Below are 24090 nucleotides of genomic sequence, written 5' to 3'. Positions count from 1 at the left end.
AACGGCGGTCGGGCGGGCGGCTCGCGGAGGGGGCGGGCCGCCCGCCCGACCGGGTCCGGTGCGGCCGCCGCACCGGACCCGGTCGCCGGGATTCAGCGCCAGTCGGCGGTGAATCCCTGTAGACAGTCGCCGCCGGGGGAGTCGAGCTCCGCCGAGCGGTCGGCGCCCGACTCCCACTCGACCGTCCCGTCGGGGGCGACCTTCACCAGCTTGTACTCGAATGCGCTGCCCTCGGACAGGTCCACCGATCCGGTCCAGGTCGGATAGCCGGCCTCGTCGGTGGACAGGCGCACCCCCTGGGCCGGGTCCCACGACCCCAGCTCGGGAACGGAGCCCACTACGCGGACATCCTGGCCGTACCAGGTCTCGGCCTGGACCGAGAACGCGGCGGTGGCATCGGAGCACTCGTCGCCGCCGGGCGGCGGCTCGGTGCCGCCGCCGCAGTCGCCGCCGCCGGTGCACAGGGCGCCGGTGTGCAGCGCCACAGCTCCGTCGGCGGGCACGGTCACATGCACCTCGCCCCCGGACACCTCGTAGGCGCCGGAGCCGCAAGCGCCCTCGGCGCCCACCGTGCCGTTGGCGACGTCGCAGTAGCTGCCGTCGGGCAGCGCGGTGGGGGCGGACAGCGTCCACTCCGACCCCGTCGCGTTGAACGCGGCGAACCCGCGCTCGCCCCGGTCGAAGGCGATCCGCTCCTGCCCGTCCTCGGCGCGCTCGGTCAGGGGCGCGTCGCCGACGGCGGTGGTGAACGTGGGCATCGCGTTCAGGCCGCGGTGCTCGCAGTACCAGCCGTCCGCGCCGCACTCGGTGGGCGCGGTGATCGCACCCGCCGGGTTCCCGTCCTCGGCTCCGGTCGAGGGGGGTCCCTGCGCGTCGGAGTCGAACCGGTAACTCGACATCACCTTGGGGGTGCCGTAGGGCTGGGCGAGGGTCAGCGCCTGGGCCAGGGTGTGCCGCTCGCCCATCCGCTGATGGCTGATGGAGCTGTCACTGCGCTGGGTGTCGTGGTTGTCGATGAAGACGACGGCCTGGTCGGAGTCCACGGCCATGCCGCCGCCGACGGTGTCCAGGACGCCCGCCAGCTGTCCGTCGCGGATCTGGGCGCCGACCCGGCTGTGGTAGCCCATGTCGGTGACGTCGCCCAGGTGCGTGTAGCCGGGCGGGCGGATCGACTCGGGGCCTCCGCCTTCCAGCACCTCGTGGAACACGTAGGGCCGGCCGCCGAACTCGGGGACCTCGTCCACGCGGGACAGGATGGCCTCCAGGTCCCCCGCGGGAACGTGCTTCGCGGCGTCGATGCGGAAACCGGCCACGCCCAGGTCCACCAGGTCGTTGAGGTAGCCGGCGACGGTGTCGCGCACATGCTCGGATCCGGTGTCGAGGTCCGACAGCGACACCAGTTCGCAGTTCTGCACCTCCTCGGGATCGCTCCAGTTCGCGATGTCGCTGCGGCAGTCGCCGAAGTCGCCGTCGCCGTAGGGGACGTGGGGGTAGGAGTACTTCTGGTATGTGCTGCCGTCGCTGCCGGGGCCGCTTCCCGCGGATCCGGTGCCGGTCATGTGGTTGACGATGGCGTCGACGTAGATTTTCACGCCCGCGTCGCGGCAGCTGCGGACCATGGATGCGAATTCGTCGCGGGTCCCGCGCCGGGTGTTGTCCAGGGAGTAGGACACGGGTTGGTAGTCCTGCCACCAGGGGTAGTCCTCGCCCTCCAGGACGACGTGTTCCTGGGGCGGGGAGACCTGGACGGCGCCGTAGCCGTTGGGTCCCAGGGTCTCCGCGCACTCCTGGGCCACGGACTCCCAGCGCCACTGGAACAGGTGCACGATGGGGCCGTCGCCGGCGTCGGCCGTGGTCGAAGCCGCCGTCTGGGCGGGTGCGGGCTCGGCGGCGGCGGGTGCGGTCGAGACGGCGGCACCCGTTGCGGCCAGCGCGGCGCACGCGGCCGCCGCGCCGAGTCGTCGGATCTGCTTCATCGCGCCTCCCGGGGCGGATGGGGGATAGAGCACCGGCACCGCAAGTACCTTGCAGGCAATTGCTGAAAAATCTTGCGGGGCAGGTGGCTGAATCTAGCAAGCGCAGGCGCGTGTGTGAATGGGGTCACAGCCCGGTGTCGGATTCCGGGGGCGTGGCCGATGGCAGGGGTATGCGCTGCTGAAACGATAGGAGCTCCGCCGGATCGTCACTGCGGGTGCCCGTGATGGCGCGTCTCGGCCAGGGGTGATCGCGGTACGTGAAAGTCACGCGATCGTGTCGATCGGCGGAATCGGATGCAATCCGTGCAAGGGCTTGCAGGGATTTCGGCAGACGTGCGTGCGGCGGCGTGCGCACGGCGGATTCCGGGGCCCGCCCGCCGTGCGCGGCGAGATGCCCGGGAGGGCCTAAGCGGCGGCGCCGGGGCCGTTCCCGGAGGTGCGGCCGTCGGGCTCCTCGGGGGCGGTGTCGGTGTCGGCGGAGGGCTCCTTCTTCCTCCGGCGCCGGAGCGCGCCTTTGAGCGCCGCCGTGCCCGTGCCCCGGCGCTTGCCGCTCTCGGCCCCGGCGCCCCCGCGCTCGGCCCGCTTGCGCTCCTTCTCGCCGGCCTGCTGCTCCTTCTTCTCCTCCTTGGCCGCCGCATCCAGCTCCGACTTGACCGACTGCGCGTAGCGGTCCACGTACTCCTGCCCCGACAGCTCCATGAGGGCGTACATGATCTCGTCGGTGACGGCGCGCAGCACCCGCGGGTCCTTCTCCATGCCGTAGTAGCGGGAGAAGTCCAGCGGTTCGCCGAAGACGGCCTTGGGCCGGATGCCGAGCTTGGGCAGGGTGCGCCCGGGCGGCATGATCTTGTCGGCGTTGATCATGGCCATCGGGACCACCGGTGCCCGGGACTCCAGCGCCATGCGCGCCACGCCCGTGCGTCCGCGGTAGAGGCGGCCGTCGGGTGAGCGGGTGCCCTCGGGGTAGATGCCCAGCAGCCGGCCCTGCTTGAGTACTTTCAGCCCGGTGCGCAGAGCGGCCTCACTGGACTTGCCGCCGGAGCGGTCGATGGGGATCTGCCCGACCCCGGTGAAGAAGAGGCGGCTGAGCAGGCCTTTGGGGCCGGTTCCGGTGAAGTACTCGGCCTTGGCCAGAAAGGTGATCTTGCGGGGCAGGGGGAGCGGGCCGAAGAAGTGGTCGGAGAAGGACAGGTGGTTGCCGACCATGATCGCCGGCCCCTGCCGGGGCACGTTCTCGACGCCCTCGGCGCGCGGCTGCCACAGCACCGCGATCACGGGCCCCAGAAACGCCTTGACAATCCAGTAGAACACCGGCACTCACTTCCGCCCACGCGGGGCGCGCCTCGACGGACTCGCCACGTCTGTCTTCCCGCTTCCACGATCGATCGCGGTCATCTTCCCATTGTCGTCGGCCGACCACCAATGGCAGAACAAGTTACCCGCAGGTAATGGCCGCGGGCTCCCGCGTACCCGGCCGCGCGGCACCGCCCGCGACCGCAACGGGGGGAAGCGGAGCGCGTACAAATTTCGTAAGGTCGGTTGAGCGCGGATGCGGCCGCCGACCGCGTCCCCCACCGGAGCCGAGGAGAGGCCACCATGCCGACGATGCCGGGTGCCGAGCCCTACCGCCGATCCGGCGGTGGAACCGGCGTGCTGCTGTGCCACGGGTTCACCGGCTCGCCCCGCTCGATGCTGCCGTGGGCCCGGCACCTGGCCGACGCCGGTCTCACCGTCGACGTGCCGCTGCTGCCCGGACACGGCACCTCGTGGCAGGAGATGGCCGCGACCACGAGCGCGCAATGGCTGGCCGCGGTGGAGTCCGCGCTGCTGCGGCTGCGCGGGCTGTGCGACACCGTGTTCGTCGCCGGGCTGTCGATGGGCGGCTGCCTGGCGCTGCGCCTGGCCCAGCTGTACCCCGAGTCAGTCCGCGGCGCGATGGTGGTGAACCCGTCGCTGGCCGTGGAGAATCCGCTGCTGCCCGTCGCACGGCTGCTGGCGCCCCTAGTGCCCGCGACCCCGTCCGTGGGCGACGACATCAAGAAGCCCGGCGTCGGGGAAGGCTCCTACGACACGGTGCCGACCGCGGCCGCGGCGACACTCCCGGCGCTGTGGCGTGTCACGAAACGGGACATGGCGACCATCACAGCACCGGTTCTCGCCTACCGGAGCCCGCACGATCATGTCGTGGGGCCCCGGAGTCTGCGTATCCTCGCGAGTAGGGCGGTGAACGCGCGGCTGCGCGTCCACTCTCTGGACAACAGCTACCACGTGGCCACGTTGGACTACGACGCCTCCACCATCTTCGATGGCAGCCTCGCGTTCGTCCGCGAGCACAGCACAAGCGGGGAAGGGACGAAGCGATGACACATCGCCGGGGCAACGGCCTGCTCGCCGAGACCTACCTCCCGCTCATCGTGCTTCCCGCGGTTCTGGCCGACCAGATGCTGGAGGCGCTGCGCGAGCGCGGGATCGCGGCCTACGCCGTGCAACTGGACGAAGGGGTGCCCGACCGCGCCGACGGGGCGGAGGAATCGGCGACCGACCACCTCTACGTCGACGCCGGCGAGCGTGCGGCGGCCGCGGAGATCCTCCGCGACCAGCTGCCCGACCTGGAGCGCCGCGGCCTCGAACCGGGCGGCGCCGAAACCGGCGAGAGCGCCCCCCGGCAGACGCGCATCGATCCCGAACCGGGCCGCCCCGCCGCCGGCGACGACGAGGTGTGGGCCGATCTGGTCGCACGCTTCTACGACACCCCCGACGCCGACGAGGCCTCCTGGCCGGAGGCCGAGAACCTGACGACCGGGGAGCGCGCCTCCGGCCCGGGGAGCGGGCCCGAGACCGCCGACACCGACGACGCCGGGGAGGCGGGCGCCGGCGACTCCCCCCAGGCCCGCGTGGTCCGCCCGGCCGAGCCCGGCGACGACCACGAGCACTTCGTCCCGCCTCCGCCGCCGCCCCTGCCCCGGGGCGACCTCACCAGCCGCCTCTCGTGGGCCGGGCTGTTCGGCGGCCCCCTGCTGCTGCTCGGGTCCATGCTGCTGGGGACGTCGCTGCCGGGCTGGCTGGCGTTCCTGGCCGTGGCCGCCTTCATCGCCGGGTTCGTGGTGCTCGTGGTGCGCATGGGCGACCGCCCGCCGGGAGACGAAGGACCCGACGGCGGCGCCGTGGTCTGACACCCGCCGCGCTCGGCGCCGTGCCCTTCCGCGGCCGCGGCCCCTCCGCGGCGCGGTGCCCGCCCGTTCCCCAGCCGGCAGGACCCTCGCAGATGAGCGCCGAATCACCCGATTCCGCCCCCGTCACGGCTTCCGAGTACGGTCCGGGGACCGCTTCCGGCCACCCGGTTGCCGGGCGCGCCGACTCCGCCCCCGCGGGGTCGGAGCCCGCCGGCCCCTCCGCAGGCGCCGAGCCGTCCACCGCGCCGCCGGGGTTGTCCACGCCCCTGTGGCGCGCGATCGCCGTCTTCCGCGCCGCGTCGATGGTTTACGCCGTCTTCCTCATGGTCCAGCACCTCGACCTGCTGGCACGCCCGTGGGCCGCATGGGCGGTGCTGTCCGCCATGGCCGCCTGGACCGCCGCCTCCGCCGCGCTCTACGCCCGCCCGCACCGCCGCAGGCGGACCCTGCTCGCCGCCGACCTCGCCGTCGCATTCGGCTGCCTGGCCGCCACGGCCGTGGCGGTCGAACCCGGCTACCTGCGCATGGCCCCGCCGCTGACCACCACCTGGTTCGCGGGCGCGGTGCTGGCCGCCGCCGTACTCGGCGGGCGGCGCATCGCCCTGGCCGCGGCGCTCGCCCACGGCGTGGTCGACATCGCGGTGCGGACGGGCCTGGGCCTGACCGTCACCGCCGCGGTCCCGCGCGGCGTGGTGCTGCTGCTGTTGGCCGGGTACTCGCTCGGCTACCTCGCGAACTACGCCGCTGCGGCCGAGCGCCGCTTCGCCGAAGCCGTCGAACTGGAGGCGCGCACCCGCGAACGCGAGCGGCTCGGCCGATCGATCCACGACTCCGTGCTGCAGGTACTGGCGATGGTCCAGCGGCGCGGTGCCGAGGCGGGCGGCGAGGCCGCCGAACTCGGGGCGCTCGCCGGCGAGCAGGAGGCCCGCTTGCGGGCGCTGATCGGCGGGCGCTACGGCACGGCGGCCGCCGGACGGGCGGGGGCGGCCGCGCAGGAGGGCCCGGCGGGCGCCCTCGCGGCCGTACCCGCCGCAGGGGATGCGGCACCGGCCGCCGACGTGGCGGCCCTGCTCGACGCGCACGCCGGGGCCCGCGTCACGGTCTCGGCCCCGGCGGCCGAGGTCGCCGTGGCGTCGCGGACGGCCCGCGAGCTCGACGCGGCCGTGCGCGAAGCGCTGGGCAACGTCGAACGCCACTGCCCACCCCGGACCCGCGTCTGGCTGCTGGTGGAGGACGAGGGCGAGACCGTCGTGGTGACGGTCCGCGACGACGGCCCCGGCATCGCTCCCGAACGCCTCGACGAGGCCGCCGCTCAGGGCCGGCTGGGCCTGGCCCAGTCCATCCGCGGCCGCATCGCCGACCTCGGCGGCACGACCGAGATCACCACGGCCCGCGGGCAGGGTACCGAGATCGAGATGCGCGTGCCCGCCCGGCGCCGATAGTCCCCGGGCCCGCCGCCGGCCGGCCCGTCCGGCGGCTAGCCCGGTCGCGGCCCGTCGCCCGGCACCTCCTGGTAGGAGTAGCGCTGCTCCTTCCAGGCGTCGGCGCGGTTGTGGTAGCCGCGCTCCTCCCAGAAGCCGCGGCGGTCCGCAGTCAGGTACTCGACCGCGCGGACCCATTTCACGCTCTTCCAGCCGTACAGGTGCGGCACCACCAGGCGCACCGGATAGCCGTACTCGGGGGCGAGGCGCGCGCCGTCGCGGTGCGTGGCCAGCACCACGTCGCGGGTGAGGAAGTCGTCGAGGCGCATGTTGGCGCTGTAGCCGTACTCGGCCCACACCATCACGTGGGTCACCGACGGATCGGGCGGCGCCAGCTCCACCAGCGTCTCGGTGGAGACCCCGCTCCAGTGCTCGCCGGGCAGAGTGAACCTGGTCACGCAGTGGAAGTCGGCGACGGCGCCCACGCGCGGCAGGGCGTCGAACTCGGGCCAGCTCCACCGGAACTCGCCCAGCGACGCGGTGAACCCGTAGACGCGCAGATCCCATCTGTGCGCACGGAACCGCGGCACGGGGCCGTAGTGCAAGGCGGGCCGTTCGCGCGGCACGTGCTGCCCCGGCGGCAGCGGTTGATCCGACAATCGCTCTCCTTCGTGCGCCTCGTCCGCCATCCTGCCAGGGGCGCGCGTGCGGCACCGTGGCCCCTCCTCCCGTACGGCACGGTCGGCGAATGGGTTATAGTCGCAGACATGCAGCAGAGCTTTTGGCGCTTTTATGGCTACCGGCCCACGGCTAGGACGGTCGCCCGCCAAGCGCTGCGCTGACACGGACGACTTCGAGAGCCCCGGGCCGGAAACGGCCCGGGGCTCTTTTGCTGCCCGGCCGGATCCGCCGCCCGGTCCCGCTCCCGTCCAGCCGGCAGACCACCTCCACCGCGTCCGCGAACGGACGTCCACGTGCCGAAGGGACAGCACACAATGGTCATCGTCATGGGGCCCGGGGCCACCCGCGAACATACCGACGCCCTCGTCGACCTCGTCGCCAGTGCGGGGGGCGAGGCGTACGTGACCCGCGGCGTCAGCCGCACGATCATCGGCCTGGTCGGCGATGTGCGCCAGTTCGAGACCCTGGACCTGCGCGCGATGCCGGGCGTCAGCGACGTTCTGCGTATCAGCGTGCCCTACAAGCTCGTCAGTAGCGAGAACCAGCCCGGACGCTCCACGGTCCGCGTCGCCGGCGTTCCGGTCGGCGGCGACAACATGACCGTCATCGCCGGCCCCTGCGCGGTCGAGACCCCCGACCAGACGCTGCAGGCCGCGCACATGGCCCGCGACGCCGGCGCATCGCTGCTGCGCGGCGGCGCCTACAAGCCCCGCACCTCCCCGTACGCCTTCCAGGGGCTGGGCGAGACCGGCCTGAAGATCCTCGCCGACGTGCGGGCGGAGACCGGACTGCCGATCGTCACCGAGGTGGTCGACGCCGCCGACGTGGACCTGGTCGCCGGATACGCCGACATGCTCCAGATCGGCACGCGCAACATGCAGAACTTCGCCCTGCTGCAGGCGGCGGGCGAGGCGGGCCGCCCCGTCCTGCTCAAGCGCGGCATGAACGCCACCATCGAGGAGTGGCTGATGGCCGCCGAGTACATCGCCCAGCGCGGCAACCTCGACATCGTGCTGTGCGAGCGCGGGATCCGCACGTTCGAGAAGGCCACGCGCAACACCCTCGACATCAGCGCCGTCCCGGTGGCCCAGAGTCTGTCGCACCTGCCGGTGATCGTGGACCCCTCGCACTCCGGCGGCAAGCGCGATCTGGTGCTGCCGCTGTCGCGGTCGGCGATCGCGGCCGGCGCCGACGGAGTCATCGTCGACGTGCACCCCACCCCCGAGACCGCGCTGTGCGACGGTCCGCAGGCGCTGGTCGGCGACGACATCCGGCAGTTGGCCGACGCCGCCGCCACGCTGTCGCCCATGGTGGGCCGCACCCTCACCGCCGCGCCCGCGCGGGTCGGTGCCGGAGCCTGACGGGCGGGGACGCGCCGGACGCCTCCGGGACCGGAGGGCGGGCGCCGCCCGCGGCGCCCGCCGGGCCGCTCCCCGGCCGGGGAGCGGCCCGGCGGGATCAGACCTTTTCCGGGGCCTCGTCGCCCAGGAAGCTGGGCCGGTGCAGCTTCTTGCCCGCGAGCAGGTGCTCGGCCAGCTCTTCGGCGTCCAGCCGCTTCTCGATCCGGCGCAGGTCGGGGATCTTCGCGGCGGTCTCGGCCTGGCGCGGCGTGAGCAGCGTGCAGCAGTCCTCGTCGGGCAGCTCGGAAATCGACAGCGTGGCCATGCGCCGTGCCTCGTCCATGATCTCGGTCTTGTCCATGCCGACCAGCGGCCGCAGGATCGGGAGGTCGACCGCGTCGTCCAGCGCCTTCAGGTTGGTCATGGTCTGGCTGGAGACCTGGCCCAGCGCGTCGCCGGTGACCAGCGCCTCGGCCTTGAGGTCGTCGGCCAGCGCCTCGGCCGTCTTGAGCATCAGCCGGCGCTGGGCGATGACCTGCAGCCGTTCGGTGCCGGAGGATTTCAGCTGCTGCTGGGCCTTGCCGAAGGGGACGACGAACAGCCGCGAGCCCACCTGGTACCGGTCGAGCTGGCGCACGAGGCTGTAGGCCTTGTAGACGGACTCCGGACCGGTGAACGGCATGCCGGAGAAGTGCAGGAAGTCGACTTTCAGGCCGCGGCGCATCATCCGGTGCGCCGCCACGGGGGAGTCGATCCCGCCCGACATCAGCACCAGCGCGCGGCCGCTCATCCCCACCGGCAGGCCGCCCTGGCCGGGGATTCCGTCGGTGAAGACGAACACCTCGTCCTTGTCGACCTCGACGTGGACGGTGTTCTCGGGGCGCTTGAGGTCGACCGGGAGCCCGTAGGCGTCGACGACGGCCGCGCCCACGTGCCCGGCCAGCTGCGAGGAGGTCAGCGGGAACCGCTTGTCGCGGCGGCGGGCCCGCACCGCGAAGGAGCCCCTGCGGCCCTCCATCTCCGCGACCGCGGCCCGCGTTACGGTGTCGAGCTCCTTGGGCACGCGGCGCACCAGGTGCACCCACACCACGCCCATGACGTCGCTCATCCGGTGGGCGAGTTCGGCGACCTCGGTGTCGGAGGCGTCGGGCATGCGGACGATCACCACACCCGATCCGCGCCGGGTCAGCTTGATCGGGTTCAGGCCGCGGGCGGCGGACCGGATGTTGTTGTGCAGGCGGCGTTCGAACAGGCTGCGGTTGCTGCCTTTGAGTACGATCTCGCCGAGCTTCATCAGGACGCACAGCTCATGCGGTCCGGACTCGGTCCGGTCGCGGACCGCGGCCTCGGCCTCGCGTCCTCCGACGGCCTCGTGCTCGGACATGACGGCCATGACAGCGGCTCCCTGATGAATCGACGGATGCGGGGGAGGGCGGAAGGGCGTCGCCCTCCGCCACTTCCAGTATCGAACATCGCAACGACCGGTCGCGACGGACGCATTCCCGCATGGGGACCGGACGCGAGCCCGACCGTGCGACACGACGCGCCCCCGGTCCGCCCGCGTTCGGGCGGACCGGGGGCGCGGTGCCGGACCCGGTACGGGCGGGACTCAGCCGAAGAAGACCTCGGCCTCCTCGAAGCGCTCGGCCGGCACCGTCTTGAGCTTGTCGGTGGCCGCCGAGAGGTCCACCCGCTTGATGTCGGTGCCCTGCAGCGCGACCATCTTGCCGTACTCCTGGTCGTGCACGGCCTCGATGGCGTTGACGCCCAGCCGCGTGGCCAGCACCCGGTCGAAAGCCGAGGGGGTGCCGCCGCGCTGCACGTGGCCCAGCACCACCGAGCGGGCCTCCTTGCCGGTGCGCGACTCGATCTCCTCGGAGAGGCGCTGACCGATGCCGCCCAGCCGCACGTGGCCGAAGGCGTCCTTCTCGCCGGCGGACAGCTCCATCTGGCCTTCCTCGGGGTGGGCGCCCTCGGCGACGACGAGGATCGGGGCGTAGTTGGTGCGGAACCGGCTCTCCACGTGTTCCACGACCTCCCCGATGTCGAAGGGGCGCTCGGGGATGAGGATCACGTTGGCTCCGGCGGCCATGCCCGAGTGCAGCGCGATCCAGCCGGCGTGGCGGCCCATGACCTCCACGACCAGTGCGCGGTGGTGCGACTCGGCGGTGGTGTGCAGCCGGTCGATCGCGTCGGTGGCGATGCCGACGGCCGTGTCGAAGCCGAAGGTGTAGTCGGTGGCGTTGAGGTCGTTGTCGATGGTCTTGGGCACACCCACGACGTTGACGCCCTGCTCGGTCAGCTGGGTGGCCACACCCAGCGTGTCCTCGCCGCCGATGGCCACCAGGGCGTCGATGCCCTGCTCGTTCATGTTCTGCTTGACGCGCTCGACGCCGCCGTCGATCTTCATCAGGTTCGTGCGCGAGGACCCCAGGATCGTTCCGCCGCGCGGCAGGATCCCGCTGACGGCCGCCCGGTCCAGGGGCATGGTGTCGCCTTCCAGCGGCCCGCGCCAGCCGTCCCGGAACCCGACGAACTCGTAGCCGTAGTCCTTGATGCCCTTACGGACGACTGCGCGGATGACCGCGTTCAGCCCCGGGCAGTCGCCGCCACCGGTCAGCACCCCGACTCGCATGCGTGCACTCCTCGAATTCCTGTGGACATCCTGACCGCCTCGGTCGGCGCGGGGGGCGCCTTTCGGGCGGTGCAAAGCGGTGCGGAGCGGCCGTGTGCCGCGGTACAGGCGGCCCGATCGTGGCCGGTGTCACCGAAGGCGCCCGCCGGGCGTTGGAAGCCGCACCCCGGGGGTAAACCCCCTGGATGGCGGTTCGGAGCTGGGGGCGGCGCCTTCAGTCCCGCACCGTCTGCATGGTCTAGACCATAGTCGCCCAACGTGCTGGAGGCCAACCCATGTCCGTCCTTGCGCTCGACGCCGGCACGACCGGCGTCACCGCCCTCGTCGTCGACGAGAACGGTGGTGTCCTGTCCCGCGGCTATCAGGAGTTCGCCCAGCATTACCCCGAAGACGGCTGGGTCGAGCACATTCCCGAGGAGATCTGGCAGGCGACCCTGGCGGCGTGCCAGACCGCCCTGGACGCCACCGACTCCCAGCCCACTTGCGTCGGCATCACCAACCAGCGCGAGACCGCGGTGCTGTGGAACCGCACGCGGGGCGGTTCGCCGCGCAGAGCCATCGTCTGGCAGGACCGGCGCACCGCCGGGATCTGCTCGGAGCTGCGCGAGGCCGGGCACGAGGACCGCGTCACCGCGGTCACCGGCCTGCGCCTCGACCCCTACTTCACCGGCACCAAACTCACCTGGATGCGCCGCAACGACCAGCGGGCCTGGAGCGGTGTGGAATCGGGCGAGACCGTCGTCGGCACCGTCGACTCCTACGTCATCAGCCGCATGACCGCCGGCGCCCGGCACGTCACCGACGCCTCCAACGCCTCGCGCACCCTCCTCTACGACATCCACCGGGGGGAATGGTCGCAGGAGATGTGCGACCTGCTGGGCGTGCCCCGGTCCGCCCTGCCCGAAGTGGTGCCCTCCTACGGCGTCGTCGGCGAGACCGCACCCGAAGAGTTCCTGGGGCTGCGGCTGCCCATCGCGGGCATCGCCGGCGACCAGCAGGCCGCCATGTTCGGCCAGAACTGCTACACGCCCGGCTCCTCCAAGTGCACCTACGGCACCGGCTCCTTCGTGCTGGTCAACACCGGAGACCGGCCCGTGGCCCCCGAATACGGCCTGCTGAGCACGGTGCTGTGGCAGCATCCCGACGGCCGCCTGGACTACGCGCTGGAAGGATCGATCTTCGTCACCGGCGCGGCCGTGCAGTGGCTACGCGACGGGCTGGGGCTCATCGACAGCGCAGCCCAGTCCGAAGGCCTGGCCGCCACCGTTCCCGATTCCGGCGGCGTCGTGTTCGTCCCGGCCCTGACGGGCATGGGAGCCCCCGACTGGGACCCCCATGCGCGCGGCACGATCTTCGGCATCACCCGCGCCACTCAGCGGGCCCACATCGCCCGCGCCACCCTGGACGCCATCGCCTTCGAGGTGCGCGACGTCGCCGAGGCCATGGCCGCGGCGTCCGGGACCACGATGCCCGAGCTGCGCGTGGACGGCGGAGCCTCCACCAACGACCTGCTCTGCCGGATCCAGGCCGACCAGCTGCAGGTCGGTGTGGCCCGGCCCGAGGTACAGGAGACCACGGCGCTGGGCGCCGCGTTCCTGGCCGGGCTGGGCACCGGCGTGTGGTCCTCCACCGACGAGCTGGTCCGGACCTGGAAGCTGGACCGCCGCTTCGAGCCCGGTGCGCGCGACGACGCCGCCCACCGGCGCTGGCGCACCGCCGTCGAGCGCTCCAAGGGCTGGGCCGAACTGGGCTGAGCCGCGGGGCGGGCGGCGGAGGCCGCCCGCCCCTCGACGCCGACGCTGCGGTTGCGAGCTGGTACGTGTCGGGTCCGCCGAGAACGAGCGCGTGGTTGTCAGCGTTCTCCGGCGCGGTATGCCGGTGAAAACCTCGCGATAGTCGGGACCGGGGCCAGATCAGCGGGAACCTCTTCGTGCTTTCCCGGACCCGGTGCCCCTGGAGGGACCATGGTTCAGTCCTCGCCGTCGAGTCCCCGGTCGATGGCGTAGCGCGCCAACTCGACCCGATTGTGCAGGTGCAGCTTGTTCAGCGTGTTCTGCACGTGGTTCTGCACGGTGCGGTGGGATACCGAAAGCCGATCGGCGATCTGCTTGTAGCCCAGCCCCTTGGCCACCAGCCGCAGCACCTCGGTTTCGCGCGGCGTCAGCGACGGCGCGGCCGACGCGTCGGAGTGCCCGGGGGCGGCGGCCATCCGCCGGTACTCGCCCAGCACCAGTCCCGCCAGCCCGGGCGTGTAGACCGCCTCGCCGGCGTGCACCCCGCGCACGGCTTCCAGCAGCTCCGCGCGCCCGGCCGATTTGACCAGGTAGCCGGTGGCGCCGGCCTTGACCGCCTCCAGAACGTCGGCCTGCTCGCCGCTGGCCGACAGCACCAGCACCCGCGGCGGCTCGGCTCCGTCCAACAGCCGACGGGTCACCTCCACACCCCCGATGTCGGGCAGCTGGAGATCGATCACGGCCACCGTGGGCCGCGCCGCCGGGGCTACGCGCACCGCCTTGGCGCCTTCGCCCGCGGTGGCCACCACGTCCAGGCCGGCCTCGGCGAGATCGCGCGCCACCGCATCGCGCCACATCGGGTGGTCGTCGACGACCATGACGCGGATCGCATCCTCTGCCATAGGGCGACTCTAGCGAACACCGCACCGGCGGCGGGGCGACGGAGCGGCCCGGAGCGCGTGCGGATCAGTCGCCGCCCCCGTTGCCGCCCCCGTTGCCGTTGCCGTTGCCGCCGTCGTCGCCGCCGCCGTCGTCGCCGCCGGGCGGGAACGGGCTGGCGACCAGCTCGATCTCGGTGTCCTTTTCGGCCGCCCCCTGCGGGCTGTAGCCGGTGACGTTGTCGCCCCCGAGTACGCGGGTGACCTTCACCTTGAAGCCCAGCTCCTCCAGGCGCTTCTTGGCGTCGTCGACCTTCCACCCCGTCACGTCCGGGATCTCGATCCGGTCGGGTCCCGAGGAGACGGTGATCGTGACGGTGTCGCCGGAGCTGACGGTCGCGCCCGCGGCGGGATCCTGCGAGATCACCTCCCCTTCGGGGACGTCCTCGCTGGGCTCCTCGGAGACCGAGACCTGCAGCCCCGCCTCCTCAAGCGTGGACTGCGCCTGGTCCTGCTGCACGCCGGCGACATCGGGGACGTCGAATCCCTCGCTGACGGTGAGGGTGACCGGCTCCTCCCGGTCGGCCTCGGCGCCCGGCTCGGGGTCGGTGCTGATCACCGCCCCGGCCGGGTGTTCCTGGGAGGAGGTCTCCTCCTCCACGATGTCGGCGAAACCGCCGTCCTCCAGCGCCGAGCGTGCGTCGGCGACGTCCTGGCCCACCAGGTCGGGCATGGACACGCTGCGCGGCCCCTTGGACAGGAGGATCGTGACGGTCTCGCCGGGCAGGACGCGCTCGTCCACGGCGGGTTCGACCTCGGCGACGGATCCGGCCTCCTGCTCGGAGTAGACGCGGCCGTCGCCCACGTCGATCTGCACGGGCACGCCGCCCAGAACCGCGCGGGCACCGTGCTCCTGCATGCCGACGACGTCGGGGACGGGCTCGTAGCGGCCCAGCAGGAACCACCAGCCGAACCCCAGCAGCACCACCGCGAGCACACCGGCGACCAGCAGCATCGGGTACGTGCGGCGGTCCGGCCCGCGGCGCCGGCCGCGCGCCGGGCCGGGCGGCTCCTCGTCGGCCAGGCCGCCGACCCCGACCTCCAGGGTGCTGGTGTCTCCGTCGGAGGCCGGCAGGACGCCCGTCGCCCGGACGTCGCCCACGTGGGCCGTATCGGCCGCAGCGGCACCGCCGGCCGGCAGCGCCGACTTGGCGTTGAGCACAGCCGCGAGATACTGGCCGGCGTCGCCCAGCCGGTAGCCGGCATCGCGCTCGGTGGCGCGGGTGACCAGCGTGTCGATCTCCGGCGGCAGGCCCGCCACCGTCCGCGACGGGCGCGGAACGTCCTCGTTGACGTGCTGGTAGGCGATGGCGATGGGGGAGTCGCCGGTGTGCGGTTGGGAACCGGTCAGCAGCTCGTAGAGCATGATCCCGGCCGCGTAGACGTCGGTGCGCGCGTCGGCGGTGCCCTGCTCGATCTGCTCGGGGGCCAGGTAGGCGGCGGTGCCCATCACGGCGCCGGTGCGGGTGTTGCCCTGCTGGGCGGACTCCACCGCCCGCGCGAGGCCGAAGTCGGCGACCTTGACCCGGCCGTCCTCGGTGAGCAGCACGTTCTCGGGCTTGACGTCGCGGTGGACGAGCCCCGCCTGATGCGCGGCGCCCAGCGCCGCCAGCACCGGCGAGATCACGGCCAGCGCGTCGTCCGCAGACAGGCGCCCGCGCTCGTTGAGCATGTCGCGCAGCGTCCTGCCGGGCACGTACTCCATGGCCAGGTACACGTGGCCGCGATCGGTCCCCTGGTCGTAGACCTGCACCACGTTAGGGTGGGAGAGCTTGGCCACCGAGTGCGCCTCGTTGATGAACCGGCGCACGAACGACGGGTCCTGGGCCAGTGAAGCGTGCATCACCTTGCAGGCCAGGCGGCGGTCCAAGCGAAGATCGCGAGCGACATAGACCGTGGCCATACCGCCACTGGCCACCCGCGCTTCGACGTGGTAGCGCTGATCGAGTGTCGTGCCCACCAGAGGGTCGGCAGTCGTCATGTCCACACTCGGGAGTCTAAGGCGTCCCGCGTCCGCGGGTGGTGCCAGCGGGGACGCGGGACGCGAACGATCGGGGGCACGTCCCCCGGCCTGCGGCGACGCACCGGACCGGAGGGAAGTCGGTTCCTCGTGTCCGCCGTTGTGTCCGCCGTTTCGGCGTGCGGCGGCAGGCGCTGCGGTCAGTCCACGGCCGGCGAGGAGGCCCGGGCGTAGCGCCGGACCGGGACCCGCCCGGCGCGGTAGGCGGCGCGGCCGGCGTGGACGGCGTCGCGCATGGCTCCCGCCATCAGCACCGGGTCCCGGGCGCGGGTGACGGCGGTGGCCAGCATCACCGCGTCGCAGCCCAGCTCCATGGCCAGCGCCGCTTCGCTCGCGGTGCCGATGCCGGCGTCGACGACCACCGGGACGCCCGCCTGCTCCACGATCAACTCGATGTTGTGCGGGTTGCGGATCCCCAGCCCCGAGCCGATGGGTGCGCCCAGCGGCATCACCGCGGTGCAGCCCACCTGCTCCAGGCGCCGCGCCAGGACCGGGTCGTCGTTGGTGTAGGGCAGGACGGTGAATCCGTCGTCGACCAGGCGCTCGGCCGCGTCGAGCAGCTCGACCGGGTCGGGCAGCAGGGTGCGCTCGTCGGCGACGACTTCCAGCTTGATCCAGTCGGTCTCCAGCGCCTCGCGGGCCAGGCGCGCGGTGCGCAGCGCGTCGCCCGCGGTGAAGCAGCCCGCGGTGTTGGGCAGCGGCCGGATCCCGTTGCGGTGCAGCACGTCCCACACCGAGCCCTCGGCGTCGGGGGAGACGCGGCGCAGCGCGACGGTGGTCAGTTCGGTGCCCGAGGCGGTGAGCGCGTCCTCCAGCACGCGCAGCGACGGGGCGCCGCCGGTGCCGGTGATCAGCCGGGACGCGAACGGTCGCCCGGCGATCACCAGGGGGTCCTCGTCGGCGTGCGCGCCGGGCCTCTGTGCCGCCCCCTGCGGGGCGCCGGACGGGGCGTCGGCGGGCTCGGCGCCCGCCGTGGTGTGCGTGTGGGGCATGGTGCCTCCTCGTCGTTCCTCTCCCGTCCGGCGACGGGAGAATCGGGAGAATCCGGTGGGACCCGCCCGCCGCAGTCGGGGGAGAGGCCGCATCAGCCGCCTTGGACTGCGGTGAGCACGTCGACGCGGTCGCTGTCGCCGACCTCCGTGACGGCCCAGCCGGCCTTGGGTACGACCTCGTCGTTGAGCGCGACGGCGACGCCGCCGGAATCCTGTGTCAGCGACCGCACGACGTCTGCGACCGTTGTGCGCGGTTCCACAGCGCGGCGCTCGCCGTTGATGATCACGTTCACTGCTCGCCTCCCTCGGTGGGGCCGCCGTCCGCGCCGGCGGCCCCGGGACCGCCCGTGGAGCGGGTGGCGGCGAACCTGCGCGCGTAGTCGGGGAGCGCGCCGGTGGTCAGTGCCCGGGCCATGGCGTCGCCGGTGACCGGGGCCAGCAGCACCCCGTGCCGGAAGTGGCCGGCGGCCAGCTGCAAGCCGGGTACCGCGGTCGGTCCCAGCAGCGGTTCATTGTCGGGCGATCCGGGCCGCAGCCCCACGCAGGTCTCGGCGACCTCCAGCTCGCTGACTCCGGGCACCAGCTCGTGGGCGTCGCGCAGCACCTCCCACAGCCCGCCGGCGGTCAGCCGGGTGTCGAATCCCTGTTCCTCCTGGGTCGCGCCCAGCACGATCTCCCCGGTCTCGCGCGGCACCAAATAGACGGGCGACCCCTTGACCAGGCCCCGCACCGTGCGGGTGACCGGGGGCGGCTCGCCCTCGGGCGTGCGCAGGCGCAGCAACTGGCCCTTGACGGGACGCAGCGGCGGCACGACCCCTTCGGGGATCCCCGCGATGGAGGGGGTGTCCACGCCGGCGGCGAGCACCACCTGCCCGGCGGCGATCTCGCCGCCGGAGTCGAGTGCGACGCCGCGGGCGCGCCCGTCGCCGTCGACGACGAGCCGGCGGACGCGGTCGCGCACCCCCACGGCCCCGCAGCGCTCGGCGGCCGCCCGCAGCGCTTGCAGCAGTGCGCGGGGGTCGACCGAGTGGTCGCCGGCGGCCAGGTAGCCGCCCCGCACCGACGGCGCGAGCATCGGCTCCAGCCGTCGGCATTCGCGCCCGGTCAGCCGCTCGGTGCCGAGCCCCAGCCGCGTGCGCAGATCGCCGAGGTGGCCCAGCCGGGCCATGTCGTCGGCGTCGAAGGCGACCTGAAGCGTTCCCTCGGCGCGGTAGCCGGCCGGCGATCCGCCGTCCTGCTCCAGCTCGGCGACGAACCCGGGGAAGAGGTCGCGGGAGCGCACGCACAGGCGCATCAGCTCCTCCTCGCCGAAGGAGGCCTCGGTGGCGGGGGTGAGCATCCCGGCGGCGACGGTCGACGCGCAGGGGCCGCCGAACGATTCGGCCACGACGGTGACGCTCAGCCCGGCGCGGGCGGCGCGCCATGCGGTGGCCAGTCCGATGAGCCCGGCACCGACCACCAGCACGTCGGCGGGCGACTGCGAGGAGGGGGTTGTCACTGACACGTCCCTGCTGCCACTTCCTTCGCCGGTACGACCCGGATCAGGTTCTTGCGGTCGGAGGCCGCCAGCCTCCCTCTCAGCCGGGTCCCGTCCCGGCTCCCGCGGGTGATCTCGTCCGCCGCCCATTCTAGGGGCCGCGCTCGGCGGAAGGCGATCGCCGGTCCGCCGCCGCGCGGAGGGCGGGCGGTACGGCGCCGCAGCGGCGATACGCAGCGGCGCGCGGAGGCGTTCGGTATCGGGTCCGGGTGTGGGACATTGGGAAGGTGAACGAGAACGACCGCGATACCGACGCCCTCATCGGCGAATGGATGACGCTGAAAGAGGCGGCCACGGAGCTGAACGTCAGCCCCAACCGCGTCAAGCAGTTCATCTCCGAACACAAGCTGCTGGGTGTCCGGCGCAAGGGCGAACTGCACATCCCCGCCGCATTCATCTCCGCAGGCGACGTCGTCAAGGGCCTGCCCGGCACGCTCACCGTCCTCGCCGACTCCGGTTTCAGCACCGAGGAAGCGCTGCAGTGGATGTTCACCCCGGACGAGTCGCTTCCGGGCGCGCCCATCGAGGCGCTGATCGAGAACCGCGGCACCGAGGTGCGTCGCCGCGCCCAGGCCATGGCGTTCTGACGGCCCCCGACCGGTCGCGGCGGTCGGCCGGGTAGCGGCCCCGGTTACCCTGGCCCGGTGAACGCGAGTCTGCGAGAGCGCCTGGACCGGGCGCGCCTGTACCTGTGCACCGACGCCCGCACCGACCGGGGCGACCTGGCGGAGTTCCTCGACGCCGCGCTGGCCGGCGGCGTCGACATCGTCCAGCTGCGCGACAAGTCCCTGGAGGCACGCCGGGAGCTGGCCGCGCTGGAGACCGTGCGCGAGGCGTGCGCGCGCCACGGCGCCCTGATGGCGGTCAACGACCGTGCCGACATCGCGCTGGCGGCGGGCGCCGACGTGCTCCACCTGGGCCAGGGCGACCTGCCGGTGCCGGATGCGCGCGCCGTCCTCGGCCCCGGTCCGCTGATCGGCCGCTCCAACCGCGACGCGGTGCTGGCGGCCGCCTCGGCCGAGGAGCAGGGCGTCGACTACTTCTGCGTCGGCCCCACCTGGTCGACCCCCACCAAGCCGGGCCGCTCGGCCGCCGGGCTGGAACTGGTGGAGCGCACCGCCGCGATGGCCCCCGACCGCCCGTGGTTCGCCATCGGCGGCATCGACTTGGCCAACCTCGACCGCGTGATCGGGGCCGGTGCCCGCCGCGTAGTCGTCGTGCGCGCCGTCGCCGACGCCGCGGACCCGCGCGCCGCCGCGGCGGAGTTCCGGCGCAGGCTCGCTGCCGCGCACGCCTGAGAGACGTCGCGGTTACCCGACCGGCGCACGGTGTGTCGTTCCGGGGCCGCCGCCGGGGCGGCGGATCCGCCACGGCGGCAGCGCGCCGGCCCCGAGCCCCGGTGTGCCGGTGCGCCGGGTTCGCGCCCGCACCGTGCGGCGGCCGCCCGCTCGCCTAACAATGTTAGGTAACGATGCCGCGGGCGCGCTTCCCACTGCGCCCCGCACCTTCTAGCGTCAGTGGCACCAGTCACATCCACGCAGCGCGAAGGGTGAGGGCGAATGCGCAGCACCATGCAGGACGTCCCGCTGTCCATCGGCAATCTCGTCCGCTACGGGACATCGGTGCACGGCGACGCCCGCATCACCACCTGGACCGGCGGCGAACCGCGCCGCTCCACTCTCGGCGAGGTCGGCGCCCGCGCCGCCCGGCTCGCCCACGCGCTGCGCGAGCTGGGTGTCACCGGCGACGAGCGCGTGGCCACCTTCCAGTGGAACAACCAGGAGCACCTGGAGGCCTACTTCGCCGTCCCGGCCATGGGTGCGGTGCTGCACACGCTCAACATCCGGCTGCACTCCGACCAGGTCGCCTACATCGCCGACCACGCCGAGGACCACGTCGTCATCGTCGACGCCTCCCTGGTGCCGCTGTTCGCGCCGATCCTGCCGCGGCTGCGCACCGTGCGCCACGTGATCGTCACCGGAGACGACCCCGGGGACCTGCCGGCCGCCGCCGACGGTGTCGGCGTGCACTCCTACGAAGCCCTCATCGCCGACCGCCCCGAGACCTTCGACTGGCCCGAGACCGACGAGCGCGACGGCGCCGCCATGTGCTACACATCCGGAACCACCGGGGCGCCCAAGGGCGTGGTCTACAGCCACCGGTCCATCTACCTGCACTCCATGCAGGTGTGCATGACCGACGGCAAGGCCGTCGCCCAGAGCGACACGGCGCTGGCGGTCGTGCCGATGTTCCACGCCATGAGCTGGGGCCTGCCCTTCGCCGCGCTCATGGTCGGCGCCTCGATGCTGCTGCCCGACCGCTTCCTGCAGCCGGGCGCGCTCGCCGACATGGTCCAGGCGGAGCGCCCCACCGTCGCCGCCGCCGTGCCCACCGTCTGGCAGGGCCTGCTGGAGGAGCTGGAGTCCGCGCCTCGCGACGTCTCGTCGCTGCACAGCGTCGTTGTGGGCGGATCGGCCTGCCCGCCCGCGATGATGCAGCGGTTCGAGGAACTCTACGGGGTCCCGGTCCTGCACGCCTGGGGCATGACCGAGACTTCCCCGCTGGGGAGTTTCGCCCGCCCCCCGGCCGCCGCCACCGGCGAGGACCGCTGGACCTACCGCCTCAGCCAGGGGCGCCTGCCGGCCGCGGTGCAGGGCCGGCTCATCGGCCCCGACGGCGCGCCGATGCCCCACGACGGCTCCGGCGTCGGCGAGCTGGAGGTGCGCGGTCCCTGGGTGACCGGCTCCTACTACGGCGCCGAGGACCCGGAGAAGTTCCACGACGGCTGGCTGCGCACCGGCGACGTCGGCACCCTGTCCCCGGACGGCTTCCTGCGGCTCACCGACCGCGCCAAGGACGTCATCAAGTCGGGCGGCGAGTGGATCTCCTCGGTCGAGCTGGAGAACGCCGTCATGGCCCACCCGGCGGTGGCCGAGGCCGCGGTCGTCGCCGTGCCCGACCCCCGGTGGGACGAGCGGCCCATGGTCGCCGTCGTCCTCAAGGAGGGCGCCGCCGCCGACGCCGCGGAGCTGCGCACGTTCCTGTCCGGTCGCATGGCGCGCTGGCAGCTGCCGGAGTTCTGGACGTTCGTCGACGAGGTTCCCAAGACCAGTGTCGGCAAGTTCGACAAGAAGTCCCTGCGCAGCAGGCAGGCTTCGGGCGCCCTCACGGTCGTCGACGCCCGCGGCTGACCCGAGCGGCTCACACGGGCGCGTGGTGCAGAGCGCTGGGCCGGGTGCGCAGGAACCCCTCGATGGACTGGGCGGGGCGCCCGGTCAGTTCGGGCACGGCGGGCGAGACCGCGTCGAGTTCGCCCGCCGCGATAGCGGCGCAGGCGGCCGAGTCGGGTCCCGCCTGCGGCGCGTCCGCCGGACGCGCCCGCACATCGGCCTCCGGCCGGCTCTGGGGTACGTAGGCGACGGTGCGCCCGGTCAGCGCGGACAGCCGGCGCGCCGTCTCGCCGAGGCCGACCGCTTCGGGGCCGGTGAGGTCGTAGGTGCGGCCCGTATGCGCGCCGCCGCCGGTGAGCACGGCCACCGCCGCCTCGGCCACGTCCTCGCGCGCGACCCACGCCAGGCGCCCCTGCCCGGCCGGGCCGCGGATCAGCCCCCGGGCGTCGACCCAGGCGGGCAGCAGGTCCAGATACAGGCTCGGCCGCAGGAACGTGTGCGCGACGCCCGTCGCCCGGATGTGGGCCTCGGTGTAGAAGTGGTCGCGCGCGGCGGTGTCGACGCAGGCGGGGCCGGCGGAGAGGAACGACACGTACACGATGCGGGACACGCCCGCCGACAGGGCCGCGTCGACGGCGCCCAGTTGGCGCTCGATGCGCTTGTCGCCGACCGGGATCGGGATCAGCAGCAGCGTGTCCACATCGCGTACCGCGCGTTCGAAGGCGTCGGTGTCCTCATAGGCGGCCATGGCCGCGCTTGTGCCGGGCAGATCGGGCGCGCGGTTGAGATCGCGGACGACCAGGCGCTGCGGCAGGCCGCGCCGGGACAGCCGCGCGGCGACCCGCCGGCCCAGGGCCCCGGTGGCGCCTGTTACCCCGATCGTGCCCGTCGGCGGCATTCCGCCGCCGGCGTCGTATCTACGATCGATTTCCCCCATGACTGGCATTTTGCGGCACAACGCCCCTCCGGGTCACCGACCCGGCGCCGAGCGCTTCCACAACCGCTCCGCTGCGGGCGTTCGCGCGGCTCTCAGCGCGTCGCGGGCCCCGGATCGCCGCTGGGACCCGTCCCGGCCGCGGCAGGACCGCCCCTGCCGCCGCTCCCGCTGCGGTAGGACAGCCGGCGCAGCAGCACTTCGGCCGGCCCGCTCCGGTCGGTCCGCTCCAGCGCGTAGGCGCCCGCCAGGGTGACCAGCCACACCGCCACGGCGAACAGTGCCGTGGACGCGCTGCCGAAGTGCGCGCCCAGACCCAGTCCCCACGCGGCCAGCAGCGGCGCGCACAGCACCGACTGGGCCAGGTAGCAGGACAGCGACCGCTTGCCGACCGCGATGACGGCGACCGTGCCCGGACCGCGCCTGCCCCGGCGTGCGACGGCGTGCCCGATCAGTCCGAACAGCGCGACATAGCCGGCGCCCCCGAGTACGCCGCTCATCTGCCGCACGCCGCTCAGCGCCCCCGCGACGGGAGTGCTCGCCCCGGCGGCCCCGACGTGGACCAGCGCCTCGGGCAGTCCCGACAGCCAGGCGGCACCGATCCCCACCACAGCGGTCCAGGTCAGCAGGCGGAGGTAGCGGTCCGTGCGCTCCAGTACCCGGTGTCGGCCGAGCGCCATGCCCAGCACCATCATGGCGGGCATCACCACGGCGAAGGCCTGGAGGGGGACCATGACCGACCAGGCGGCGATCCGGTCCCCGGCGGAGGCGAGGTAATCCTCTTCGCCGAAGGAGGTCCGCAGGAAGCCGGATACCCCGGAAGGCGCCCCGCCGCCGGACGCGTCCGCGGGGGCCAGGGAGGCCAGGACGGCGCCCAGCGCGCTGAACAGCCACAGCACGAGCGAGAACCCGACCAGCACCGCCGCGGTCACCTGCATGGTGCGCCCGCTGCGGCGCAGCAGCAGCCAGCCCAGGACGAGGCCGAGCAGGCCGTAGGCCCCCAGGATGTCGCCGAAGAACAGCAGCGCCCCGTGCACGAAGCCGAACACCAGCAGCCACAGGTTGCGTCGGCGCACCACCGCGGCGGCGGCCCGCGGCGCCGCGCCGGACTCCAGCTGGCGGTCGTAGATGCGGATCAGCCCGTAGCCGAACAGGCACGCGAACATCGGATAGATGCGCCCGTCCACGGCCGTCAGCATGGCGAACTGCACGGCGCGGTCGAGGGCCGACCCGTCGACGGGATGGCCGCCGAGGTCCGACTGCCGGGCGCCGTAGAGGTACCACGGCGTGTTGGCCAGCGCGATCAGCAGCAGCATGAGCCCGCGTGCGAGGTCGGGCCCCGGAGCTCGTTCGCCCGGGCGCACCGGGCCGCGCACAGGGGCCGGTGTACCGTCCACGGTGATGCCTTCCGGTAGCCGTCGAACTCCGCGGAGCGGGCTTTCTCTCATCCCGGTCCGCGCTCTGGGCCGACCGTATCGACCGGGCGGCGGGAAGCGCTTCCTCCTGCGGGTGGAAGTGCGGCCTCCTCGGGCAGGAGGCC

Annotated in this window: 20 protein-coding genes and 1 riboswitch; of the genes, 8 read left to right on the top strand and 12 right to left on the bottom strand. The window is 73.3% G+C overall.

Annotation, left to right across the window (positions count from 1 at the left end):
- Nucleotides 1–92 precede the first annotated feature (92 nt).
- Nucleotides 93–1976 (bottom strand): carbohydrate-binding module family 20 domain-containing protein, encoded by a 1884-nt coding sequence (locus tag HNR25_RS02860; RefSeq protein WP_184633192.1) that lies wholly within the window; start codon nt 1974–1976, stop codon nt 93–95.
- A 405-nt stretch (nt 1977–2381) separates the two neighbouring features.
- Nucleotides 2382–3287, bottom strand: a complete 906-nt coding sequence (locus HNR25_RS02855) for a lysophospholipid acyltransferase family protein (RefSeq protein ID WP_312862320.1) — start codon at nt 3285–3287, stop codon at nt 2382–2384.
- Between the two features lie 285 nt (nt 3288–3572).
- Here HNR25_RS02855 and HNR25_RS02850 point away from each other — a divergent pair, with 285 nt between their 5' ends.
- The 3 genes from HNR25_RS02850 to macS all read left to right on the top strand — a co-directional run bounded on the left by HNR25_RS02850 (nt 3573) and on the right by macS (nt 6591).
- Nucleotides 3573–4340 (top strand): alpha/beta hydrolase, encoded by a 768-nt coding sequence (locus HNR25_RS02850; RefSeq protein WP_184633191.1) that lies wholly within the window; start codon nt 3573–3575, stop codon nt 4338–4340.
- Nucleotides 4337–5149, top strand: coding sequence for a hypothetical protein (locus HNR25_RS02845; RefSeq protein WP_184633190.1), 813 nt, complete (start codon nt 4337–4339; stop codon nt 5147–5149). The genes HNR25_RS02850 and HNR25_RS02845 overlap by 4 nt, the downstream gene beginning before the upstream one ends.
- A gap of 92 nt (nt 5150–5241) precedes the next feature.
- A complete protein-coding gene (gene macS / locus HNR25_RS02840; RefSeq protein WP_221457418.1) occupies nt 5242–6591 on the top strand; it encodes a MacS family sensor histidine kinase in 1350 nt (449 codons plus the stop codon).
- Nucleotides 6592–6626: 35 nt separating this feature from the next.
- Here the strand turns inward: macS and HNR25_RS02835 are convergent, their stop codons facing one another.
- Nucleotides 6627–7259: a molybdopterin-dependent oxidoreductase gene (locus tag HNR25_RS02835; RefSeq protein WP_184633189.1), complete on the bottom strand. Its 633-nt coding sequence runs from the start codon at nt 7257–7259 to the stop codon at nt 6627–6629.
- Between the two features lie 306 nt (nt 7260–7565).
- Between HNR25_RS02835 and aroF the strand changes: the two genes are divergently transcribed.
- A complete protein-coding gene (gene aroF, locus HNR25_RS02830; RefSeq protein WP_184638739.1) occupies nt 7566–8612 on the top strand; it encodes a 3-deoxy-7-phosphoheptulonate synthase in 1047 nt (348 codons plus the stop codon).
- 97 nt (nt 8613–8709) lie between these two features.
- On the opposite strand, the gene thiI is transcribed toward aroF, so the two are convergent.
- Both thiI and HNR25_RS02820 read right to left on the bottom strand, forming a co-directional pair.
- Nucleotides 8710–9975 carry a tRNA uracil 4-sulfurtransferase ThiI gene (thiI, locus tag HNR25_RS02825; RefSeq protein WP_246463940.1) on the bottom strand — a complete coding sequence of 422 codons (1266 nt, stop codon included), beginning with the start codon at nt 9973–9975 and terminating at the stop codon, nt 8710–8712.
- Nucleotides 9976–10200: 225 nt separating this feature from the next.
- Nucleotides 10201–11226, bottom strand: coding sequence for a 6-phosphofructokinase (locus HNR25_RS02820; RefSeq protein WP_184633187.1), 1026 nt, complete (start codon nt 11224–11226; stop codon nt 10201–10203).
- Between the two features lie 275 nt (nt 11227–11501).
- Here HNR25_RS02820 and glpK point away from each other — a divergent pair, with 275 nt between their 5' ends.
- Nucleotides 11502–12980: a glycerol kinase GlpK gene (glpK, locus tag HNR25_RS02815; protein WP_184633186.1), complete on the top strand. Its 1479-nt coding sequence runs from the start codon at nt 11502–11504 to the stop codon at nt 12978–12980.
- 215 nt (nt 12981–13195) lie between these two features.
- Here the strand turns inward: glpK and HNR25_RS02810 are convergent, their stop codons facing one another.
- The 5 genes from HNR25_RS02810 to thiO form a co-directional block, all read right to left on the bottom strand.
- On the bottom strand, nt 13196–13861 hold the full coding sequence (locus tag HNR25_RS02810) for a response regulator (protein ID WP_184633185.1): 666 nt from the start codon (nt 13859–13861) through the stop codon (nt 13196–13198).
- A 64-nt stretch (nt 13862–13925) separates the two neighbouring features.
- The gene (gene pknB / locus HNR25_RS02805; protein WP_184633184.1) at nt 13926–15884 is read right to left on the bottom strand and encodes a Stk1 family PASTA domain-containing Ser/Thr kinase; all 1959 of its coding nucleotides are present in this window, start codon (nt 15882–15884) and stop codon (nt 13926–13928) included.
- A 173-nt stretch (nt 15885–16057) separates the two neighbouring features.
- On the bottom strand, nt 16058–16909 hold the full coding sequence (locus HNR25_RS02800; protein ID WP_184633183.1) for a thiazole synthase: 852 nt from the start codon (nt 16907–16909) through the stop codon (nt 16058–16060).
- Between the two features lie 92 nt (nt 16910–17001).
- Nucleotides 17002–17202 carry a sulfur carrier protein ThiS gene (thiS, locus tag HNR25_RS02795; RefSeq protein ID WP_184633182.1) on the bottom strand — a complete coding sequence of 67 codons (201 nt, stop codon included), beginning with the start codon at nt 17200–17202 and terminating at the stop codon, nt 17002–17004.
- The gene (thiO, locus tag HNR25_RS02790; protein WP_312862319.1) at nt 17199–18413 is read right to left on the bottom strand and encodes a glycine oxidase ThiO; all 1215 of its coding nucleotides are present in this window, start codon (nt 18411–18413) and stop codon (nt 17199–17201) included. Before thiO ends, thiS begins: the two co-directional genes overlap by 4 nt.
- Nucleotides 18410–18523: riboswitch (TPP riboswitch) on the bottom strand. It overlaps the preceding gene by 4 nt.
- Nucleotides 18524–18673: 150 nt before the next feature.
- On the opposite strand from thiO, the gene HNR25_RS02785 reads away from it, so the two are divergent.
- The 3 genes from HNR25_RS02785 to HNR25_RS02775 all read left to right on the top strand — a co-directional run bounded on the left by HNR25_RS02785 (nt 18674) and on the right by HNR25_RS02775 (nt 21637).
- Nucleotides 18674–19033, top strand: coding sequence for an Rv2175c family DNA-binding protein (locus HNR25_RS02785; protein ID WP_184633181.1), 360 nt, complete (start codon nt 18674–18676; stop codon nt 19031–19033).
- A gap of 57 nt (nt 19034–19090) precedes the next feature.
- Complete coding sequence (thiE, locus tag HNR25_RS02780) at nt 19091–19744, top strand: thiamine phosphate synthase (protein ID WP_312862318.1); 654 nt, start codon at nt 19091–19093, stop codon at nt 19742–19744.
- Between the two features lie 261 nt (nt 19745–20005).
- Nucleotides 20006–21637 carry a long-chain fatty acid--CoA ligase gene (locus tag HNR25_RS02775; RefSeq protein WP_184633180.1) on the top strand — a complete coding sequence of 544 codons (1632 nt, stop codon included), beginning with the start codon at nt 20006–20008 and terminating at the stop codon, nt 21635–21637.
- Between the two features lie 10 nt (nt 21638–21647).
- Here the strand turns inward: HNR25_RS02775 and HNR25_RS02770 are convergent, their stop codons facing one another.
- Both HNR25_RS02770 and HNR25_RS02765 read right to left on the bottom strand, forming a co-directional pair.
- Nucleotides 21648–22514, bottom strand: a complete 867-nt coding sequence (locus HNR25_RS02770) for an SDR family oxidoreductase (protein ID WP_184638733.1) — start codon at nt 22512–22514, stop codon at nt 21648–21650.
- Nucleotides 22515–22645: 131 nt separating this feature from the next.
- Entirely contained in the window at nt 22646–23947 is a 1302-nt protein-coding gene (locus tag HNR25_RS02765) for a DUF418 domain-containing protein (protein ID WP_312862317.1), read from the bottom strand.
- Between the last annotated feature and the right edge of the window lie 143 nt (nt 23948–24090).

This window comes from Streptomonospora salina (genome assembly GCF_014204715.1).
In the GTDB taxonomy this organism is placed as follows: domain Bacteria; phylum Actinomycetota; class Actinomycetes; order Streptosporangiales; family Streptosporangiaceae; genus Streptomonospora; species Streptomonospora salina.
The sequence above is the reverse complement of the archived record's forward strand: the minus strand, read 5'-3'. Positions and strand labels throughout refer to the sequence as shown.

Excerpts from the sequence above, each read along its gene's own strand:
- HNR25_RS02860 (WP_184633192.1), bottom strand. The coding sequence starts at position 1,976 with ATGAAGCAGATCCGACGACTCGGCGCGGCGGCCGCGTGCGCCGCGCTG.
- HNR25_RS02850 (WP_184633191.1), top strand. The coding sequence starts at position 3,573 with ATGCCGACGATGCCGGGTGCCGAGCCCTACCGCCGATCCGGCGGTGGA.
- HNR25_RS02845 (WP_184633190.1), top strand. The coding sequence starts at position 4,337 with ATGACACATCGCCGGGGCAACGGCCTGCTCGCCGAGACCTACCTCCCG.
- macS (WP_221457418.1), top strand. The coding sequence starts at position 5,242 with ATGAGCGCCGAATCACCCGATTCCGCCCCCGTCACGGCTTCCGAGTAC.
- HNR25_RS02835 (WP_184633189.1), bottom strand. The coding sequence starts at position 7,259 with ATGGCGGACGAGGCGCACGAAGGAGAGCGATTGTCGGATCAACCGCTG.
- aroF (WP_184638739.1), top strand. The coding sequence starts at position 7,566 with ATGGTCATCGTCATGGGGCCCGGGGCCACCCGCGAACATACCGACGCC.
- thiI (WP_246463940.1), bottom strand. The coding sequence starts at position 9,975 with ATGTCCGAGCACGAGGCCGTCGGAGGACGCGAGGCCGAGGCCGCGGTC.
- HNR25_RS02820 (WP_184633187.1), bottom strand. The coding sequence starts at position 11,226 with ATGCGAGTCGGGGTGCTGACCGGTGGCGGCGACTGCCCGGGGCTGAAC.
- glpK (WP_184633186.1), top strand. The coding sequence starts at position 11,502 with ATGTCCGTCCTTGCGCTCGACGCCGGCACGACCGGCGTCACCGCCCTC.
- HNR25_RS02810 (WP_184633185.1), bottom strand. The coding sequence starts at position 13,861 with ATGGCAGAGGATGCGATCCGCGTCATGGTCGTCGACGACCACCCGATG.
- HNR25_RS02800 (WP_184633183.1), bottom strand. The coding sequence starts at position 16,909 with ATGCCCCACACGCACACCACGGCGGGCGCCGAGCCCGCCGACGCCCCG.
- HNR25_RS02775 (WP_184633180.1), top strand. The coding sequence starts at position 20,006 with ATGCGCAGCACCATGCAGGACGTCCCGCTGTCCATCGGCAATCTCGTC.
- HNR25_RS02770 (WP_184638733.1), bottom strand. The coding sequence starts at position 22,514 with ATGCCGCCGACGGGCACGATCGGGGTAACAGGCGCCACCGGGGCCCTG.